Annotated in this window: 16 protein-coding genes and 1 pseudogene; 6 read left to right on the top strand and 11 right to left on the bottom strand. The window is 68.4% G+C overall.

Features of this window, described 5'->3' with window-relative positions:
- Positions 1 to 125: 125 nt before the first annotated feature.
- The gene (locus ODJ79_RS01065; RefSeq protein ID WP_263021353.1) at positions 126 to 1,694 is read left to right on the top strand and encodes a sensor domain-containing diguanylate cyclase; all 1,569 of its coding nucleotides are present in this window, start codon (positions 126 to 128) and stop codon (positions 1,692 to 1,694) included.
- A gap of 112 nt (positions 1,695 to 1,806) precedes the next feature.
- Entirely contained in the window at positions 1,807 to 2,613 is an 807-nt protein-coding gene (locus tag ODJ79_RS01060; RefSeq protein WP_263021352.1) for an SAM-dependent methyltransferase, read from the top strand.
- A gap of 913 nt (positions 2,614 to 3,526) precedes the next feature.
- On the opposite strand, the gene ODJ79_RS01055 is transcribed toward ODJ79_RS01060, so the two are convergent.
- Complete coding sequence (locus ODJ79_RS01055; RefSeq protein WP_263021351.1) at positions 3,527 to 3,781, bottom strand: hypothetical protein; 255 nt, start codon at positions 3,779 to 3,781, stop codon at positions 3,527 to 3,529.
- A 259-nt stretch (positions 3,782 to 4,040) separates the two neighbouring features.
- On the opposite strand from ODJ79_RS01055, the gene ODJ79_RS01050 reads away from it, so the two are divergent.
- Complete coding sequence (locus ODJ79_RS01050; RefSeq protein WP_263021350.1) at positions 4,041 to 4,274, top strand: DUF397 domain-containing protein; 234 nt, start codon at positions 4,041 to 4,043, stop codon at positions 4,272 to 4,274.
- A 247-nt stretch (positions 4,275 to 4,521) separates the two neighbouring features.
- Here the strand turns inward: ODJ79_RS01050 and ODJ79_RS01045 are convergent, their stop codons facing one another.
- Positions 4,522 to 5,427 carry a helix-turn-helix domain-containing protein gene (locus ODJ79_RS01045; RefSeq protein ID WP_263021349.1) on the bottom strand — a complete coding sequence of 302 codons (906 nt, stop codon included), beginning with the start codon at positions 5,425 to 5,427 and terminating at the stop codon, positions 4,522 to 4,524.
- Positions 5,428 to 5,735: 308 nt separating this feature from the next.
- Here ODJ79_RS01045 and ODJ79_RS01040 point away from each other — a divergent pair, with 308 nt between their 5' ends.
- Positions 5,736 to 6,086 (top strand): hypothetical protein, encoded by a 351-nt coding sequence (locus ODJ79_RS01040; RefSeq protein WP_263021348.1) that lies wholly within the window; start codon positions 5,736 to 5,738, stop codon positions 6,084 to 6,086.
- Positions 6,087 to 6,404: 318 nt separating this feature from the next.
- On the opposite strand, the gene ODJ79_RS47080 is transcribed toward ODJ79_RS01040, so the two are convergent.
- The 3 genes and pseudogenes from ODJ79_RS47080 to ODJ79_RS01030 all read right to left on the bottom strand — a co-directional run bounded on the left by ODJ79_RS47080 (position 6,405) and on the right by ODJ79_RS01030 (position 9,453).
- Positions 6,405 to 7,628, bottom strand: a complete 1,224-nt coding sequence (locus ODJ79_RS47080; protein WP_411267245.1) for an FAD-binding oxidoreductase — start codon at positions 7,626 to 7,628, stop codon at positions 6,405 to 6,407.
- A 330-nt stretch (positions 7,629 to 7,958) separates the two neighbouring features.
- Positions 7,959 to 8,633 (bottom strand): annotated as a pseudogene (locus ODJ79_RS47075) (LLM class flavin-dependent oxidoreductase); the annotation flags it as partial.
- A 52-nt stretch (positions 8,634 to 8,685) separates the two neighbouring features.
- Entirely contained in the window at positions 8,686 to 9,453 is a 768-nt protein-coding gene (locus ODJ79_RS01030) for a potassium channel family protein (RefSeq protein ID WP_263021346.1), read from the bottom strand.
- Between the two features lie 145 nt (positions 9,454 to 9,598).
- On the opposite strand from ODJ79_RS01030, the gene ODJ79_RS01025 reads away from it, so the two are divergent.
- Positions 9,599 to 9,898, top strand: a complete 300-nt coding sequence (locus ODJ79_RS01025; protein WP_263021345.1) for a DUF3040 domain-containing protein — start codon at positions 9,599 to 9,601, stop codon at positions 9,896 to 9,898.
- A gap of 11 nt (positions 9,899 to 9,909) precedes the next feature.
- Here the strand turns inward: ODJ79_RS01025 and ODJ79_RS01020 are convergent, their stop codons facing one another.
- On the bottom strand, positions 9,910 to 10,746 hold the full coding sequence (locus ODJ79_RS01020; protein ID WP_263021344.1) for a phosphoribosylaminoimidazolesuccinocarboxamide synthase: 837 nt from the start codon (positions 10,744 to 10,746) through the stop codon (positions 9,910 to 9,912).
- Positions 10,747 to 10,912: 166 nt separating this feature from the next.
- On the opposite strand from ODJ79_RS01020, the gene ODJ79_RS01015 reads away from it, so the two are divergent.
- On the top strand, positions 10,913 to 12,019 hold the full coding sequence (locus ODJ79_RS01015) for a DNA cytosine methyltransferase (RefSeq protein ID WP_263021343.1): 1,107 nt from the start codon (positions 10,913 to 10,915) through the stop codon (positions 12,017 to 12,019).
- Between the two features lie 47 nt (positions 12,020 to 12,066).
- On the opposite strand, the gene ODJ79_RS01010 is transcribed toward ODJ79_RS01015, so the two are convergent.
- The 5 genes from ODJ79_RS01010 to ODJ79_RS00990 form a co-directional block, all read right to left on the bottom strand.
- Positions 12,067 to 12,435, bottom strand: coding sequence for a very short patch repair endonuclease (locus ODJ79_RS01010; protein WP_263021465.1), 369 nt, complete (start codon positions 12,433 to 12,435; stop codon positions 12,067 to 12,069).
- An 81-nt stretch (positions 12,436 to 12,516) separates the two neighbouring features.
- A complete protein-coding gene (locus ODJ79_RS01005) occupies positions 12,517 to 13,320 on the bottom strand; it encodes a DUF6339 family protein (RefSeq protein WP_263021342.1) in 804 nt (267 codons plus the stop codon).
- On the bottom strand, positions 13,317 to 14,231 hold the full coding sequence (locus ODJ79_RS01000) for a hypothetical protein (RefSeq protein ID WP_263021341.1): 915 nt from the start codon (positions 14,229 to 14,231) through the stop codon (positions 13,317 to 13,319). Before ODJ79_RS01000 ends, ODJ79_RS01005 begins: the two co-directional genes overlap by 4 nt.
- A complete protein-coding gene (locus ODJ79_RS00995; protein WP_263021340.1) occupies positions 14,221 to 16,164 on the bottom strand; it encodes a hypothetical protein in 1,944 nt (647 codons plus the stop codon). Before ODJ79_RS00995 ends, ODJ79_RS01000 begins: the two co-directional genes overlap by 11 nt.
- The gene (locus ODJ79_RS00990) at positions 16,161 to 17,132 is read right to left on the bottom strand and encodes a PD-(D/E)XK motif protein (protein WP_263021339.1); all 972 of its coding nucleotides are present in this window, start codon (positions 17,130 to 17,132) and stop codon (positions 16,161 to 16,163) included. The genes ODJ79_RS00995 and ODJ79_RS00990 overlap by 4 nt, the downstream gene beginning before the upstream one ends.
- Between the last annotated feature and the right edge of the window lie 14 nt (positions 17,133 to 17,146).

Below are 17,146 nucleotides of genomic sequence, written 5' to 3'. Positions count from 1 at the left end.
CGGACACCTAGCTTTTCGTTCACCCAGGGTGGCGCGAGATGGATCACGTCGGCGCGCCGAGGATCTTGCGCTTACCGAGAGCTAGCCTGTGAAAGCGGAGCGCTGTTGGGAGGAGTGGAGACCGGGTGGACGAGGAGCGTTTATCCGCTGCTCTCCTGGAGCTCGAGGATGAGATCAACTGGGACCCCGCCGCGATGCTCGAACGGGCCGTCGGCCTCGAGCGGGAGGCGCGGGCGCTCGGCAATGACCTGCTGGTCGCGCGGGCCAGACTCGCCCAGGCCAACCTGCACATGCGGGCCGGGGACGTGAGCGGGGCGGCGCAGCGCATCTGGAAGGTGCACCAGTGGGCCGTCGAGCACGACGCCCACCGGCTGACCGCGCGTACCCACCTGGTCTGGGCCAACATCCATCGCCACCTGGGCGACGCCGCGCAGTGCCTCGAGCATTCGGTGCTCAGCGTCGAGCTGCTCGACGAGACCGCGACCGACCACATGCGGATCTGGCATCGGGTCAAGCTCGGCGACGCGCTCAGCCTCAGTGGGTCGATGGATGCCGCCCGGCTGCGCTACCGGCAGGCGGCCGACCTGGCGATCCGCCTCGGCCGGCCCGAGCTGCTGCTCGCCGCGCTCAACAACCACGCGTACGCCGAGTTCGCGGCCGGCCAGCACGAGGCCGCCCAGGAGATCGCCGCCCGGTTGTCGGAGGTCGCCGAGCGCTACGGCTACGAGCTGGACGCCTCGCTGCTGGACACGATCGGCGCCATCCAGATCGAGAACGGGCAGCACGCCGACGCCGAGCAGACCCTGCTGGCGTGCATCGACCTGTACAACGACGGCAACCACGACGATGCCGACGCGCTGCCGGAATACCTGCTGACCCTGGCCCGGGCGCAGCGCGGCCTGGGCGCGTACGGGCGGGCCCAGTACAGCCTGGACGCGTCCCGCCGGCTCTGCGCGGAGCGGGAGCTCGGGCATGTGCTGGTCCGGCTGCACCAGGAGCAGGCCGAGCTGCACGCCGCCCGGGGCGAGTTCGCTCAGGCGTACGCGACGCACAAGCTCTTCTTCGAGGCCCACCAGCGGCAGTACTCCCTGCAGCGGGAGGCGCAGGCCCGTACCCGTCAGGCGATGTTCGAGACCGCCGAGGCCCGGCGGGAGGCCGAGTGGTTTCGCGAGCAGGCCCGCCGTGATCCGCTGACCGGCCTGCACAACCGGCGCTACCTCAACGAGCAGTTGCCCGCCCTGATCGCGACCGACCCCGACCTGAGCGTGGCGATCGTCGACATTGATCACTTCAAGCGGATCAACGACGAGCTCTCCCACGACGTCGGCGATCAGGTGCTGGTGCAGACGGCGAAGCTGCTCGAGACCGAGCTGGCCGCGGTCGCGCCGGACGGGTTCGTGGTGCGCCTGGGCGGGGAGGAGTTCGTGCTGGTGCTGCCCGGCACGCCGGTCGCCCGGGCGGTCGATCAGCTGGACGGCATGCGGCGTACCGTCCGGGGTTTCGCCTGGGAAACGCTCACCGCGGGCGTCTCGGTCACGGTGAGCATCGGCGTGGCCGGCCTCCCGGACGCCGCAAAACCCACGCAACCTGCGCTTTTGTCGATTGCCGACCAGCATCTGTACGCCGCCAAACACGGCGGACGTGACCGCGTGGTGTGGTCCGGCGCTCGGCGGGACCGGGCCTCCGCGGCGTGACGGTCCGTAGTCAGCCGGGCGGGCACGGAAAGGAACGTCGACGTCCCCGCCCGCTACTCTTGCTCCACTGACGAACATCGACCCGTCGCGGTCGGGGCGAGGAGGTCGGGTCGTGGGGCGAGGCAACGAGGCGGCACCCCCGGGCGTCAACATAAACGTGCCCCACTCGGCCCGCATCTACGACTACTGGCTGGGCGGCAAGGACAACTTCGCGGTCGACCGGGCGGTCGGCGAGGCGATGATCCAGGCGATCCCCGGCATGCGGTACATGGCCGGCGAGAACCGCAAGTTCGTCCACCGGGTGGCCCGTGACCTGGTCGGGCTGGGCATCCGGCAGTTCCTCGACGTCGGCACCGGCATCCCCACCTCGCCTAACCTGCACGAGGTCGCCCAACGGCTCGCCCCCGAGAGCCGAGTGGTGTACGTCGACAACGACCCGATCGTGCTGGTGCACGCCCGCGCCCTGATGATCAGCAGCGAGCAGGGCCGCAGCGAGTACATCTCGGCCGACCTCCGCGACACCGAATCCATCCTGGACGACAAGGACCTGCGCGACACGTTCGACTTCGACGAGCCGATCGGCCTGACGCTGATCGCGATTCTGATGCTGCTCGCCGACGCGGACGACCCGTGGGCGCGGGTCGCCGAGTTGCGCGACGCGATGCCGTCCGGCAGTTACCTGGCGATCACCCACCCGACCGCCGATTTCGCGCCCGACGAGGTCGACCAGGCCGTCTCGGCGGCCACCGACGCCAGCATGACGCTGGTGGCCCGGGATCGCGCGGCGGTGCAGCGCTTCTTCGGCGATTGGCAGATGCTCGAGCCCGGCCTCGTGCCGGTGTCGACGTGGCGGCCGGCGGGGCCGGTCGAGAAGCCCGAGGCTGCCTATTACTGGGCCGGGGTCGCCCGCAAGCCCTGACTCTTTACGAGCCGGGGTCACCCGACCGTCCCTCGGCGGCGGTCGCCCCGCACGCCCGATGCGTGGGCGGGCGGTCGCCACCGGCACGCCGCGAGGCTTGGGGGCCGCGGTCGTCCCGAGCGCCGCGAGGCTTGGGGGCCGCGGTCGTCCCGAGCGCCGCGAGGCTTGGGGGCCGCGGTCGTCCCGAGCGCCGCGAGGCTTGGGGGTCGCGGTCGTCCCGAGCGCCGTGATGCTTGCCGGGTCGGTGCTATCCGAGCTCGCCGCCGACCCCAACCTCACCCAGTACGTCAGCGCCCGACGCTTGAGGCCGCAGTCGCCCCCGCAGTCCTGATGCGCGGACGCTCTCGGATTGCGAGCCCGCACGCGCGCCCTGGCCCACCGGGCCGCCAGGGGAGACCGGGAACCGCCCTTGGGTAGCGGTCCCCGGCCAGTACCCCCTGTCCACCGAGCAGGCGTGAAATGCTCGGTAGCCGGGTGGACCGGTCGGGCGGCCAGGCACGGGGGAACCAGACCGCCCGACCGGCGTCGGGCGCGCCCAGAAGGGCGTCTGCGGGGGTTACGGCGTTACACCCGCAACCGCGGCCTCTTCCGCGCCAGCGGAGCCGGAAGGCACTCCGCTCGGATCAAGATTTTGCGGCGACCGGCCCACAGACCGGCCGCGTCGAATTCGACGGCCTCCGCGTGGAGCCAGGTGGCGCCGTCGCGAATGACCGTGCGCTCCCAGGCGATGTGCACGATGCGTAACCGGAGCGTTCCGCTGCCATGACGGTAGTCGGACTCCGCAAACTCGTGCGCGGGCCAGCGCGGCACGCTCGGCGCGAGGCGGCCGCCGCGGAAGATGAGCGCCGTCGGGACGGGCACCGGAGGGCCGGGAAGCTGCCCGGCATGTCGGCCCCGCGCGCAGCGGAGCAGGTCACTCGCGCGCGTCGGAATCACCCTCCTCGGCCGGCGGCCGGCACCCGGCCATCGGAGCATTGGGGCGGCTCAGGGCGTACCTGATGCCGCCGAATCGGTGGGTCACCACGCTGGCTCGAGCCGTCGCGGCGACCACGTCGTCGGTCGGTGGCTCGTCACGGTAGACGAGCGGCGGGTTTCCCCGACGGGGTGTTGCCAGCCCGCCGGGGTCGCCCGAGTCCACATGCTCGGGACCGATGTTGGGTATGGACATCTCGTCACCTCTCGCTCGGACGCCCCCGCCAGGGAGCCCATCGCCGAGGCCGCAGACGCCGTTTCCGCGACCGAGTCGTCACTTAAAGATGTCACCCTTAGTGACACCCCTAGAGCTGCGTACGTGCGTTATCATGCTCACAATCCCGTGAGTACGCAAGGCCAAATGCACGTGCATTTGCACCACGTGTAACCCGCCGGTTGCCACGAGAGACCACCTCCGGACGATCCCCGCCCGGAGCAGACCTAGGGAGCTTCGAATGACGCACGCGGTTAACGGCATCTCCGCCGCCCAGTTGGACGGTGTCACCTGGCAGAAGAGCCGGCGCAGCAACCCGAGCGGCAACTGCGTCGAGTGCGCCCTGCTGCCCACCGGCGAGGTCGCCGTGCGCAACTCTCGGGACCCCGAGGGGCCGGCCCTGATCTACACGCCGGCCGAGATCGAGGCCTTCATCCTGGGCGTTCGTGACGGCGACTTCGACAACCTGCTCTGATCCAGCCCGGTGAGCAGCTGACCGAAGGACGCCGGGCGTGACGTGCCCATGTCCGCGTCACGCCCGCGCCTGATCAGACAACACATCACCTGCGCGTCCAAGGCCCCCTGCACAGCCTGGCCCGCGCGGACGGCGGAGGGCCGCGTCACCCCATGACGACCGCGGCCCTCTTTTGGCGTCTTGCTGGTTTTCTTCCGCTTTTTCCGCACGCGGTCACGCCCGCGCCGGGCGGCAATTCCGGGCTTCGTTACGCCGGGCGGCCGACCTCGTGCAGCAGCTTGCCGAGGATCTCGGGCGTGTGGTTCGGCGGCTCGGCGTCGATGCAGACCCGCTCCATCGCCATCGCGTACTGGTCGACGTCCTCGCGCTTGTCCAAATAGATCGCGCTGGTCAGCTGCTCGACGTAGACCACGTCGGGAAGCTCCGGCTCGGGGAAGCGCAGGATCGCGAACGGCCCGCCCGCGGCGGCATGGCCGCCCGCGTTGAACGGAATGATCTGCAGCCGTACGTTCGGCTTCTTGGCCGCCTCGATCAACGCCTCGATCTGCGCCCGCATGACCTCGACGCCGCCGATCGGGCGGCGCAGCACGGCCTCGTCGATGACCGCCCACAGCTGCGGCGCGTCCGGCCGGTCCAGCACCTGCTGGCGCTGGCGGCGCAGCTCGACGCGGCGATCCATCTCGTCCGGAGTCACGCCGGCGTGGCCGAGCATGATGACGGCCCGCGAGTATTCCGGAATCTGCAGCAGACCGGGGACGAACTGGATCTCATAGGTGCGGATCAGCGTCGCGGCCGCCTCGAGGCCCAGATAGGACTGGAACCAGCCGGGCATGATGTCGCTGTACTGCTGCCACCACCCGGGGTTGTTCGCCTGGCGGGCGAGGGCCAGGAGCGCCTCGCGCTCGTCCGGGTCGATCACGCCGTAGAGCGTCAGCAGGTCGGCGACGTCGCGCTCCTTGAAGCTGACCCGGCCGAGTTCCATCCGGCTGATCTTCGAGCCCGAGGCGCGGATCTCCCACCCGGCATCCTCACGGGTGATCGCCTTGGTTTCGCGCAGACGACGGAGCTGGGCGCCAAGCAGGATGCGCAGCACTGTTGGGCCGCTGCCCGGTGCCTCCTCCTGCGTACCCGCGCTCACCTGACTCCTCGTCATCGCTGTTTGGGCTGCAGGCCGCAGTCCCTACGCATCCTAAAGGGGAGATCGTCCACAACGAAACAGCACCAGCTTATCTCCGGAGCGTGACGCTCGGGCGTCGGCCGGTGCGGATGCACGTGCAGACGGCCTTGCGAACGCACCAGATGGCGAGGATGATAGCTGACAGAAACGCTCCGCACGCTGACACACCGTGCCGGTTAGCGGGGCGTGCCACAGAGTTCGGCTTCTCGGCCGACGCGTACCGGATGGATGGCCGCCAACGCCGCCCTGACGACCGAGTCCCCGAGATTTGGAGGGTCATCTCGATGTCCACGGCACCGTCCCTGCCTCCGCCTGGCCTGCCGACTTCCCCAGCCACGCCGACAATCACCCCGCCTCAGCGCGACCCGGCCGACGTAGCGCCGGCCGACAGCTACCACCCCGCCGATCCTGTCTGGGTCTATCGCGACGGCTGGCGCGCCGGGGTGATCGAGGCGGCTTCCCCCCGCGCCGTGACCGTGACATATCGCCCCGGCGCCCACTGCGGCACCGGCGTCGACACCTTCACCGCCCCCTACGTGACGGCACGCTCCTCCGAGGACCCCGCACTCGACCGGCGCGATCGTGGCCGCCGGATCACCCCGGCCGGCCTCCCGCTGCGAGGCTCGGCGGCATGACCGGAGCGGTGGCGGTCGCGGCCCTCGTCGGTCTGCTCTGCCTCCTGGGCGGCGTGGCGTTGGGGTGGTATTTGCGACGGTCCAACGACTGGTGCCCGGCCTGCGGCGACCAGCTGGCCTGTGAAGGTTGCGGAACGGGGGCGGCGTGGCCCAAACGTCCGCTCGCATCGACCCAGCAACAATGACCAGGCACCGATAGAGGATCAGAGAAGGTAGAGCCGGCGCGGGTGCGCCGGCTCTTTGCGTGGTCCCGAACGGGTGAATTGCGGCCACCCAGCAACTACCGTGGGTGAGCAAGTGGTCGATGCACGAAGGGCGCTAATCGCCCATTGGGTCGATATTGAAGTTGTCACGGAAGACGTTGGCGGGGTCGTACCGCTCCTTCAGGGCCCGCAGCCGAGCCAAAGTGGCAGGTGGCCAGGCCTCTTCGAGTCGCTTCGGGTGCTGGTCCGTTTCGAACGAGAGGTACAAACCCCGGAAATGGGTGGCTAACACCCCCCACGCAGCGTCCAATCTCGACCGCGATGCGCCGAATGCCACCACCGAGAAGTTTGCCGAGCGGTGCGAATACGCCGTGGCATCCTCGGCCACCTCGGCCACCGCTCCCCCGACCGAACGCACCTGGAAGAAGTAGACGGTGCCGGAGGCGATCAGGTGGGCGGCCGCCGCGGCGAACTCCGGGGTCAGATGGTCGATCAGGCCGGAGCGGGCGACCGGATCGCCCTGCCCGTCGTGCGGGGCGTCCGGCACGTTCATCACGCCGGCGTACGGGACGACCTGGACCTGCTGGTCGAGCAGCGGCGCGATCCGGGCGATCGGGGTCAGCCGGTCGATGATCGTGTCCGGCGTGGACGAGTCGACCACCCCGTAGACCTGTGCGAGCGCCTGCCCGCGGCGCGGCGGCCCCATGATCAGATTGGTGGTCAGGTCGCGCGGGGCCGCCTCCATCGCCGCGCCCCACCGCTCCAGCAGGCCGGCCGCATCCGACGCGTCGTAGACGAACTGGCCGAAGCCCACCTCGCCGACCTCGTCGACCTGGAACTCGAAGGCGGTGACGATCCCGAAGTTCGCGCCGGCGCCACGCACCGCCCAGAACAGGTCGCGATGTTCGGCCGCGCTGACGTGCACCTTAGAGCCGTCGGCCAGCACCAGATCGGCGGCGCGAAGACGGTCGATGGTGAGGCCGTGCTCGCGGGCCAGCCAGCCGATGCCGCCGGCCGTGGCCAGGCCGCCGACCCCGACACCGCCGTAGTCGCCGCTCGACAGCGCCCAGCCGTGCGGTGCAAGCGCGGCGGCGACCTCCTTCCAGCGGGCGCCGGCCTCGATCCGGACCAGGCGGTCGGCCTCGGAGAGCACGGTGATCTTCCGCATCCGGGACAGGTCGATCACCAGCCCGCCGTCGTTCGTGGACCGCCCGCTGATGCCGTGGCCGCCGCTGCGCACGGCGAGTGGCACCTTCTGGTCCCGGGCGAAGGCCAGCGCCGTCGCCACCTCGTCGGCGTCGCGCGGCTGGATCACCAGGCCGGGTGCGCCGCCCCGCATGTAGGTGGACCGGACCTTCGCGTACGCGAAATCGCCGGGCTCGATGGCCTCGAGCGACGCCGGAAGCGCGTCGTAGTCGATGCCCTCCCGTCTTTTGGCCAGCTTGGCGGCGCTGCGCATCGGCCCGGTGGCGGTGCCGGCGGCCGAGCGCGCCGCCGCAACCTGCTCGCGGACCGCCGGGATGACCTCCTCGGCGAAGCGCTGCAGCTCGAGCGGGTCGTCGCTGCCGAGGATCACGGTGCCCACCCCGTCCTCGACCACCAGCGGGACGATCTCGTCGACCCAGCGCCCCACCGGTTTCGACGGGTCGCCGGAGACGTTGAGCAGTCGGCGGATCTCCCGCGGATCGCGGCCCGCCGCGGTGGCCGCCTCGTCGATGATCGCGTTACCCGTACGCAGGTCACCGGGCTTGAGATAGCTCAGCGAGGGCAGCCAGCCGTCCGCCTTGGCGCCGACCAGGCGCAGCATGCGGGGCTTGTAGGCGCCCAGCCAGATCGGCACCTCGTGGGCCGGGGCCGGCCCTCGCTTGGCGCCCCTGAGCCGGTAGTAGTCGCCGGAGTAGCGCAGCTGGGCGCGGTCGTCGGCCCGCCAGATCTCCCGGATCACGTCGATCGCCTCGCTCAGCTGGTCGACGGACTCGGCCGGGGTACGGCGCGGGAAGCCCATCGCGACCATCGCGTCCCAGAAGGCGCCGGCGCCGAGCCCGAGCGCCAGCCGCCCCTCGGCGAGCAGGTCGAGGCTGGCGGCGGCGCGGGCGAGGACGGGCGCGGGCCGGAGCGGCACATTGAGTACGTTTCCGGCGAGGTGGATGCTGCTGGTCTGGGCGGCCACCCAACTCAGCAGGGTCCAGGTGTCCAGGAAGGCCGGCTGATAGGGGTGGTCCTGGAAGGTGACCAGGTCGAAGCCGAGTTGCTCGCTGAGCTGCGCCCGGGCCACCGCGGCCTGCGGCGGGTCGGCGGCGGGCGTGATGAAGGTCCCGAACTGAAGCGGATGGCCGTAGTCCACGATCCGAGCCTAGGGCGTCCCCTGCCTGTTTCCCGGGACCACGTGACCACGCTCAACCGTGCGGATCGGGATCCTTGGCCACGGTGCGGGACTTCAGGTCGGCGACCTCGGCCTGGAGCTTGCGGACCTCGCGCAGCAGGATCGCGATGTCGGCCCGGGTCGCCGCGCGGGCCAGCCGCTCGGTGTCGGAGACCCGCTCGACGATCCAGCTGGCCAGCGAACCGGTGATGAAACCGATCAGGCCCAGGCCGCCGATCATGAGCGCCACCGCGACCAGGCGGCCCTCCAGGGTTTCCGGGTAGAGATCGCCGTAGCCGACCGTGGTCATCGTGCAGACGGCCCACCAGAGCGCGGCCGGGTAGCTCTGGATGTTGCTGGCCGGATGACCACGCTCGGCCTCCAGCACCGCCAGGCCGGCCACCAGCACGATCAGCGTGGTGGCGGCGATGACGTAGACCGCCAGGCGCCCCCGGGTCCACTCGACGGCGTGCTGGTTGATCACGCGGAGAGCGTTGAGCAGGCGCAGGGCGCGCAGCGGACGAAGCACCGGCAGGATCAGGACGGCCAGGTCGAACCAGTGCGAACGAACAAACCACGTTTTCCGTACGGCCAGCCGCAGCCGGATCAGGTACTCGACGAAGAAGACCGCCCAGATCGCGACGTCGGCGATCTCGCAGGCGTGGCGCCAGGCCGGATGCATCGCCGGGTTCAGGATCGGCCAGGCATACACGCCCATGAACAGCACGGACAGCGCAGTGAGGGGATAGGCGGTCGCGTTCTCCCACCGACGGAGACGGCGCTCGGAGCCGTTGGAGCCCATGACCGCAGCCTGCCCGACCTATGTTGCGGTTCGTCGGACTTCTTGCCCCCGGCGTGGTTTGCCTCTTGATCTGTCTGGGCAGATGGCGAAACCCGGAGTTTCGTGCGCGGGGCGACGGGTAGCCGGTGGGTCGGAGGTGGTCCCCGTGCTCGAGCCCAACGAGAAGACTGTCTTTGATGCCATGGTCAGCCAGCTGCGCGCGGATGATCCCAGGTTTTCGCACAAGGTCGACCGGATGTGCCGGCCCAGGCGGATGCTCTACCTGACGATGGCGATTCTACTGTGGATTATGGCGCCGCTCTGCATCGTGTTCGGCGGCTGGACCGGCGTGATCATGGCCGTCGTGGGCGCCGCCTATGGCTGGCGGCTCTGGCTCAAGCGGGGCGGCGGCGCGAGCCCAACCCTGTGGTCGTCGTCGCGCCGCCCCCGGACTAGCTCCAGCTAGACGCCGCCGGACTAGCTCCAGCTAGACCCGGTCAGCCGCTCATAGACCTCGATGTACCGGTTGCGCGTAGCCTCGACCACCTCGTCGGGAACCGCCGGACCGGGATCGGTGCGGTCCCAGTCGAGGCCGCTCGACCAGTCGCGAAGGAACTGCTTGTCGAGGTAGCGCTGGCTGCCACCCGGCTTCCACTCGTCCGCCGCCCAGAACCGCGACGAGTCGGGCGTCAGCAGCTCGTCCGCCAGCTTCAGCGTCCCGTCCGCGGTCAGACCCAGCTCGATCTTCGTATCGGCGATGATGATGCCGCTCTTACGGGCCACCTCCTGCCCGCGCCGATAGACCTCGAGCGTGACGTTCTTGAGCTCGGCCGCCCGCTCCGCGCCCACCTTGGCCTCGACGTCCGCGTACGTCATGAACTCGTCATGGCCTTCGCCCACGGGAGCCTTGGTCGTCGGGGTGTAGATCGGCTCGGGCAGCTCGGAGGCCTCGATCAGGCCGGGCGGAAGCTGGACACCGGAGATCGCGCCGTCGCGCTCGTACTCCTTGAGGCCGGAGCCGGCCAGGTAGCCCCGAGCAATGCACTCGACCATGACCATCTCGAGGCGCTCGCAGCGAATGGCCCGCCCGGCCCACTCCTCGGGCACGTCGGTGGCGGAGATGACATGGTTGGGGATGACGTCGCTCAGCTGGTCGAACCACCAGAGGGAAAGCTGGGTGAGAATCTTGCCCTTGTCCGGGATCGGCGTAGGCAGGATGACGTCATAGATCGAGATCCGGTCAGACGCCACCAGAAGCAGATCACCGCCGTCGGCGTAGATGTCCCGGACCTTTCCCGAGTGCAACAGCTCCACGTGCTCCCCTTACCAGCGTCGGCCTCTGCGGCATCACGCTATCCGACCTGGCCGAGGCTCCACGAGGGCACCTGTGAAGAGCGATCGAAATAACGGCTGCGCCACAACAGGGCGACACGGCGACAACCTACTGGGAACTAGCCGAGCGGCCGGCTACTGTGGCAGCATGCTGCACACCTATCGGGTTGTTGACCTCTTTGCGGGGTGCGGCGGGATCACAACGGGATTCCACTCGACGAACCGGTACCAAACCGTCGGCGCGGTTGAAATCGATGTCGCCGCGGCCACGACGTATACCGAAAACTTCGGCAAGGGCATCGTTCATCACGGAAGCATCACCGACTGGGAGTTGGACGAGCAGGCGAAGCAGGCGGACGTGGTCGTCGGCGGTCCGCCTTGTCAGGGCTTCTCCAACCTCGGCCTCAAGCGGTCCGACGATCCCCGTAATCAGCTCTGGGTCGAATACGTTCGTGTACTTCGGGAGATCAAGCCGAAGGCCTTCGTGATCGAGAACGTCGATCGCTTTCTGACCAGCGACGAGTTCAAGGCGCTCCTTCGTCAGGTGGACGGCGGCGGTCTTTCCGGCTACGAGCTCCGATTCGATCTGGTCAACGCCGCCGATTTCGGCGCGGGCCAAGTACGACGTCGTGCAATCGTGATCGGTACGCGTAATGATCTGAAGCCCATCGACATTCCACTCGGCGACGTGCCCCGGGAACAATGGCGGTCGGTACGAGAAAGCCTCGACGGCCTCAACCCGCACGTGGACGAGAAGGATCAGCTCCTGCCGGACACGTATGTCGACCATCATGGTGTACGCCTGCCCGGCGCGTTCAGCGGCCTGACGTTGCACCTCACCCGCGACTACCAGGAGATCTCGAGAAAGCGGTTCAGGCGCATTCCTCCAGGCGGCAACAGATTCAACCTGCCGTACGAACTGCAGAGCCCCTGCTGGCGTAAGCACACCTCCGGTTCCGGGGACGTCATGGGGCGCCTGCACTGGGACCGCCCTTCGGTGACGATCCGAACCGAGTTCTTCAAGCCCGAGAAGGGCCGTTACCTTCACCCGACCGAGCACCGCGCCATCACCCACCTCGAGGCGGCTCGCCTTCAGGGCTTTCCGGACACCTTCCGGTGGTGCGGTTCCAAGTTGCAGATCGCGAAGCAGATCGGCAACGCCGTGCCGGTGGAGTTGGCTGCGGCCATCGGTAAGCACGTCGCCGAAAGCTTGGACAACGGCGGCGGTTCCGGCGAGCGGTCAACCCTCTTCTGAACACCTCAAGCCGAGCGGCCGGCCGCCGACCCACCCGTCATTGAGCCTCAAGAGCGAACAACAGCGGCGATGCGGTCGGCAGCCTCGGCAGGGTTCTCATGTTCCCAAATGCGCACGACCCGCCATCCAAGCGCGGCCAGGTGGTCGTTGGTGGCCACATCGCGAGCCTGATTTCCGGTGAGCTTCCTGAACCACCAATCCGAGTTGGCCGCCGGCCTGGTGGCGTGCTCTGGGCAGACGTGCCAGAAGCACCCGTCGACGAAGACCGCGACACGGGCGCGGGTGAAGGCGATGTCCATCGTTCGCCGCGGCATACCCGGAATCGGCATCGTGACTCGGAATCTCAGGCCCATGGCGTGCAGGCGCTTCCGAATCGCCACTTCGGGCTGCGTATTGCGCCTACGCTGCCGACTCATACGCCCCGAGACGGACGCCGAACTCGGTATCGGGAGTTGCGCCTCCGGCATGGCGGTCAGGCTACTCGCTGAACACGGACGTCAGATTCGGGCATGCCGCCCCACGGGTCGCCCGATATCGTCGCCTTGCCGCGTGCGGGTCCGGCCGTGCCGGACATCTGAGATCGTCCGCGCGACCTCGGGACGCAACAACGCCTCCGGAAGACCGAACAAGTCCTGGAACGCCCCGCGTCGCATCAGGTGCTTGAGGACATCTCGTAGGGCCTCGGTCTCGTCCATGCCCGTCCAGTCCTTCGGCCATTCCTTGGCGAGCGCTCGGATGAGCTCCGGTGAGCCGCCGATCGACCGACGACGCGCCAAGATCTGATCAAAGTTTCGTTCCGGGAACACGACGAGCAAATGGTACGGATCATCGCCGCGGACATTGTCCCGAAGCAGCTCAGCACGCCACCAAAGCCGGCCGAACACGTGGCGGGTGATGTCCGTCGCAAGGACCCGGTCCTCCGGAGGCTGGGGAAAGCGCCACACTGCGACATCGGGGAGCAGAACCAGGGCAAAGAATGCCCACATCGGTCGGATCGCGGCCTCGGCCGGAACGAGATCCATGCTCGTATGCAGCGTGCGAGCCAGCTCGGTGTCGAAGTCATGAACGGCACGGCGGATGGGTTCGCCAGGGAATCCGTGTTTTGCGGCGATCTCCACGACCTGGGTACGGATGACGGACAACCGCTCGACTGTCGCCCGGCCCCCACCGGTCGGCGCGAAGTACTGCGCAAGGTGCGACGTGTCGGACCATCCGGCCAGGCCTGCGGCATCCCGCGCCATGATCTCGCGGTAGCGTTCTCTTGCGGCATTCGCGGGCAAGCGCGGGTAAAGAGTGCTCATCGCTGGTCTGCCAGAAGCTCCGTGGCGGCCTGGATCACGGCCGCGAACAGCGGTGGATCGCTGCTTCGGATTCGCCGGATTTCCAGGAGGCCATCGTCGAGGTAACTCGCCATGTATGTCCTCATCAAACCCTGCAGAACTGCGCCCAGGGTGTCTTTCTCGAACGTCTCGGTCATCTCGAATGCTTCATCGCCGAGCGCCCGCTCGAGCATCGTCCGGACAACGTCCGACCGCAGCGTGGAGAGGACCGCGCGATCGACATCGCTCGGCGAGCCGGCGCGCTTCACGGCCGCCACAATCGTCGGATGATCCTGATTCACCAGGAGCTGGATGGCGCCGAGCGCGGTGGCGTTCAGATCCGGGCCCAACTCGAGATACCACGCCGCGCGTTGCGGAAGGCTTGACGATGAGAACGGGATCAGCGCGATCGGGAACAGCGGCGCGTCACCCTGCAGCCGAATCTCACACGCATCGCTCCACAGGTTGCTGCCGACGAGGTGCGCGGCGGCCGGGGCCGCCTCGACGTCACGGGCGAGCACCACCAACGTTTCGAACCGAACCACACCCCCGAGTCGTTCGCCGGGAACGGCCAAGTCGATCACGTAGTCCTGAACATCGTCCTGCAACTCGATCCAGGCCGCCGAGCCGCGAAGCAGCGACGGGACCGCACTCCACCGAACGCTGATCGCGAGCGGGGTTTCGCCGGGCAGGCCGGCGGACCTGCGGCATTCAGCAACGTCGATCGAGATTCGCCGGCGGAGCCGGAGGTTCGTCTGATAGTCCCACTCCGGCAGGCTGCCGGGTGCCTCCCGCTCGGAGTCGGAATCCGGATCAATGATCCATGCGGCGGCCTTGACCGAGCCACTCGCGATGCGGCGGTACGGCCACGCTCTCGTTCCTCTAGCGGCCAACGCCGACCGCCTCCTCGGGGCGAAGAACCGTCACGTCGATCTGCGTGATCGTATCCGGGACCGGTCTGACCACCAGGCTGAGTCGCAGCCCGGCCGCGGCGTCCGCCAGATTGATCAGCTCGCCGTCCTCGTCGTGCGTATCGATCCGCCAGCCGATGACCACTGGCTCCTCGGAGCCACCCGGAGGGTCCTGCTCGCGACTGCCATCCGCAACGGTGATACCGGCCGAGCCTCGGGCGACCAAGGGGCCGTTTCCGACCACCACCGCGTCCTGCACAAGCAGCAAGCCGATCTCGGAATCCTCGAAGTACGGGTCACCCTCGAGCCGAATCGAAGCCCGGCCGCGCTTCGCCGCACCCTGAATGGGCGGTGCCGTATCCGACCCTTCTGGTCCCTCGACTGCGCCGGCCCCGTCGGCGGGCGACGGACCGGGTTCGCCGTTGGACGGGATGGGATCTCCTCCCATCAGTGAGGCCGGCATCATGGCGGATGCAGCACCTGAGCCCGTCGCGGCGGCCACGAGCGACCCCAGGAAGTTGCTGACCGCACCGAGCGGCGCCGGCGCTCCCTCCGATTTCACCTCGGCCGGCCTCGCGAACTCCGCGAGCCGCTCCTTGATACGCACAAATGTCGTTCGGACGAACGTCCGATCTGCGCCCTCCAACTGCGCATAGACCCAGTCGTCATGCGTCGGCGGCTCGGCAGCCGCGTATGTGCGATCCATGTCGTCGAAGGCGCGGAACACGCCGCCGTAGGCAAGGTTCGCGCTGATCGGTTCGGGTCCTGGGTGATACTTCACGACCAACTCCGGCGCGCGCATCAGGCAGACGTGATGCGGTGCCGTCGTAATCCCGAGGTCCTGGGCCGCGGCCGGCGGCTCGTACGGGGGAATGAGCTGGCGCTCGAGCGCCATCCGACCGAGCGGCTTCTTCGGGCTGCCGCACATCAGGGTCTGCACATCCTCGCCGGTCGCCAGGCGTCGATACGCCGCGACGAAGGTACGCAGACCTCGCGTCTTCTCCGGAACCGGAACCGGCACGGCAAGGCCTCGATGCCAAACCTTCGGAACGAGCCGCTCGGCGCCGCGTTGCTCCAGCATGACCGGCCACAGGTTCCAGGCGATCGCATCGGCGAGGTATTGCGCGATGTCCTCGTCCGTCTCGTCACCGAAATCCGGCTCGACCACAACGACGTCGGTCCCGGTCTCGTCGGGTGCGAAGGCACGGAGACCGAGGGACTCGGCGACGGCTGAAGCGCGCTCGCCGACCAGAGGCTCGACATGTTCCGACTCCACATCGCCCCACCAATGACGGCCGGTGTACGGCTTGGCGATGCCCTCGCTGTCGGTCAACTCCATGGACTCGCCGAGGCAAACCCCGATGATGCGTGTTTCCAAGCCGCTGCTCGTAGCCGTCCTGGTATGCACGATGATCGTGCCGGCCCGAGACGTCTGGTAAAGAATGCCCTTGCCGTACCCGTACGTGCCCCCGCCACGCTTCGTGTCCGGCGGGTCGCCCACATTCAGCACAAACGAGACCCAGTCGCGCGGCTCCTCGCCCCGCGCAACATCCGCGCGGGTGGGGCCACCCAGTCCCTTGGTGCCACGGTCGCTGACGGTGAGTGTGCGAACCATCGTCGATTGCCATTCACGGCCACGCAGGATCTGACGCAGTGGGAAGCGCTCGCTGTGCGGTGCGCCCTCCAACAACATGGTTCGCCAGGCGTTGGCGTTCTGCGGCGGTACGACGGCAAGATTCAGCGTGAACTCCACCGGCTGGTCACCTATTTTGGCGTCCCAGCTGTTCTGCGCGGACTCGCGTACCAGGATGGCCGGCCACGGTATCGGCGGCTTGCCCAGTGTGCGTTTGATCCCCTCGGCACTGATGGAGCCGGCGGGCGGGAAGGGCTGCGAATACCAACGCGGCTGCGTCATTTTCCGGCCATGGCGTTCATGAAGTCGGAGATCTCGTCTTTCTGCATGGGCGCCGGTGCAAGATCAAGGTCGAGGGTGTAACGAAAGTCGGAGAGCCCGGCCGGCACACCGTTCACGAATGAGGTGGGCACGACCCGCGGGAACTGCTCGGTTATCCGGTAGCTCGCCTCCTCCATGACGGTGAACCGGATGCCGCTGTACTTGTCCCGGTCCGCGACAAGGTAGCCGCACCGGGCCAGCAGCTGCCAGAACTCACGAGGTCGGCCGACCCGAGCGGTGATCCTGTCGACAAGCTCCGGAATCGAGGTGCCTGTCCCATCCGCGGTGTCCAGGCGCATCCAGCGCAGCATGAGCCCACCGCCCGACGGCGGTACCAACTGATCCAGGCCATGTATTCGCACCGACCTACCCTCGGTCGAAGCGGTCGCCTTCACCTCCGCGTGCCAGCCGTTCGCCACGAAGTCGTGCGGCGATCGCAGCGGCCCTTGCCAGGCATCGGCCAGGGCCAGGTCGATGTCCAGCAGGGAATTGAGGAAGAACAACTCACCGCAGAGGCCGGCCAATCGTTCGATCCCGAGTTGTGCACCGCTTCGGAACAACTCGTGCCATCCGTCCAGCACCTCCTCGACGACCGCAAGCGGCGTGGCCCGTCGAAACGACAGCGCCCCGATGACGTCGGCGCAGAGCCCGGTGAAGATGTGCGCGAGGTCGTCACGTAGGAGCACCAGGTTCGCGTAGCAGCTCGCTCGTGAGCCTGCCTCGAGGACGAGCGGCAACAGATGCACGGCGGCGGCCCTGGTGTCGGCAGGCACGACGTCCGAGCTCTTCACCGGCACCAACAGGTGACGCTTTCGATCCGGGCCGATGGCGCAGAGCACGGGCGCAGCCTCGATCGAGACCGGAAGGGCGGAGGTCAACCACGCCGAGCTGCGTGGCTGGGCATCGAGGGCGGCCCAGTGGTCGGCCACCACGGTCCTCAAGT

The organism is Actinoplanes sp. KI2, from assembly GCF_025630775.1.
GTDB lineage: Bacteria > Actinomycetota > Actinomycetes > Mycobacteriales > Micromonosporaceae > Actinoplanes.
Note: the sequence above shows the minus strand (reverse complement) of the source record. Positions and strands in the feature narration are given on the sequence as shown.

Bases quoted from the DNA above. Each gene is read 5' to 3' on its own strand.
- ODJ79_RS01055 (WP_263021351.1), bottom strand. From the start codon at position 3,781: ATGTCCATACCCAACATCGGTCCCGAGCATGTGGACTCGGGCGACCCC.
- ODJ79_RS01050 (WP_263021350.1), top strand. From the start codon at position 4,041: ATGACGCACGCGGTTAACGGCATCTCCGCCGCCCAGTTGGACGGTGTC.
- ODJ79_RS01045 (WP_263021349.1), bottom strand. From the start codon at position 5,427: ATGACGAGGAGTCAGGTGAGCGCGGGTACGCAGGAGGAGGCACCGGGC.
- ODJ79_RS01040 (WP_263021348.1), top strand. From the start codon at position 5,736: ATGTCCACGGCACCGTCCCTGCCTCCGCCTGGCCTGCCGACTTCCCCA.
- ODJ79_RS47080 (WP_411267245.1), bottom strand. From the start codon at position 7,628: ATGCGGGGCGGCGCACCCGGCCTGGTGATCCAGCCGCGCGACGCCGAC.
- ODJ79_RS01030 (WP_263021346.1), bottom strand. From the start codon at position 9,453: ATGGGCTCCAACGGCTCCGAGCGCCGTCTCCGTCGGTGGGAGAACGCG.
- ODJ79_RS01015 (WP_263021343.1), top strand. From the start codon at position 10,913: ATGCTGCACACCTATCGGGTTGTTGACCTCTTTGCGGGGTGCGGCGGG.
- ODJ79_RS01010 (WP_263021465.1), bottom strand. From the start codon at position 12,435: ATGAGTCGGCAGCGTAGGCGCAATACGCAGCCCGAAGTGGCGATTCGG.
- ODJ79_RS01005 (WP_263021342.1), bottom strand. From the start codon at position 13,320: ATGAGCACTCTTTACCCGCGCTTGCCCGCGAATGCCGCAAGAGAACGC.
- ODJ79_RS00995 (WP_263021340.1), bottom strand. From the start codon at position 16,164: ATGACGCAGCCGCGTTGGTATTCGCAGCCCTTCCCGCCCGCCGGCTCC.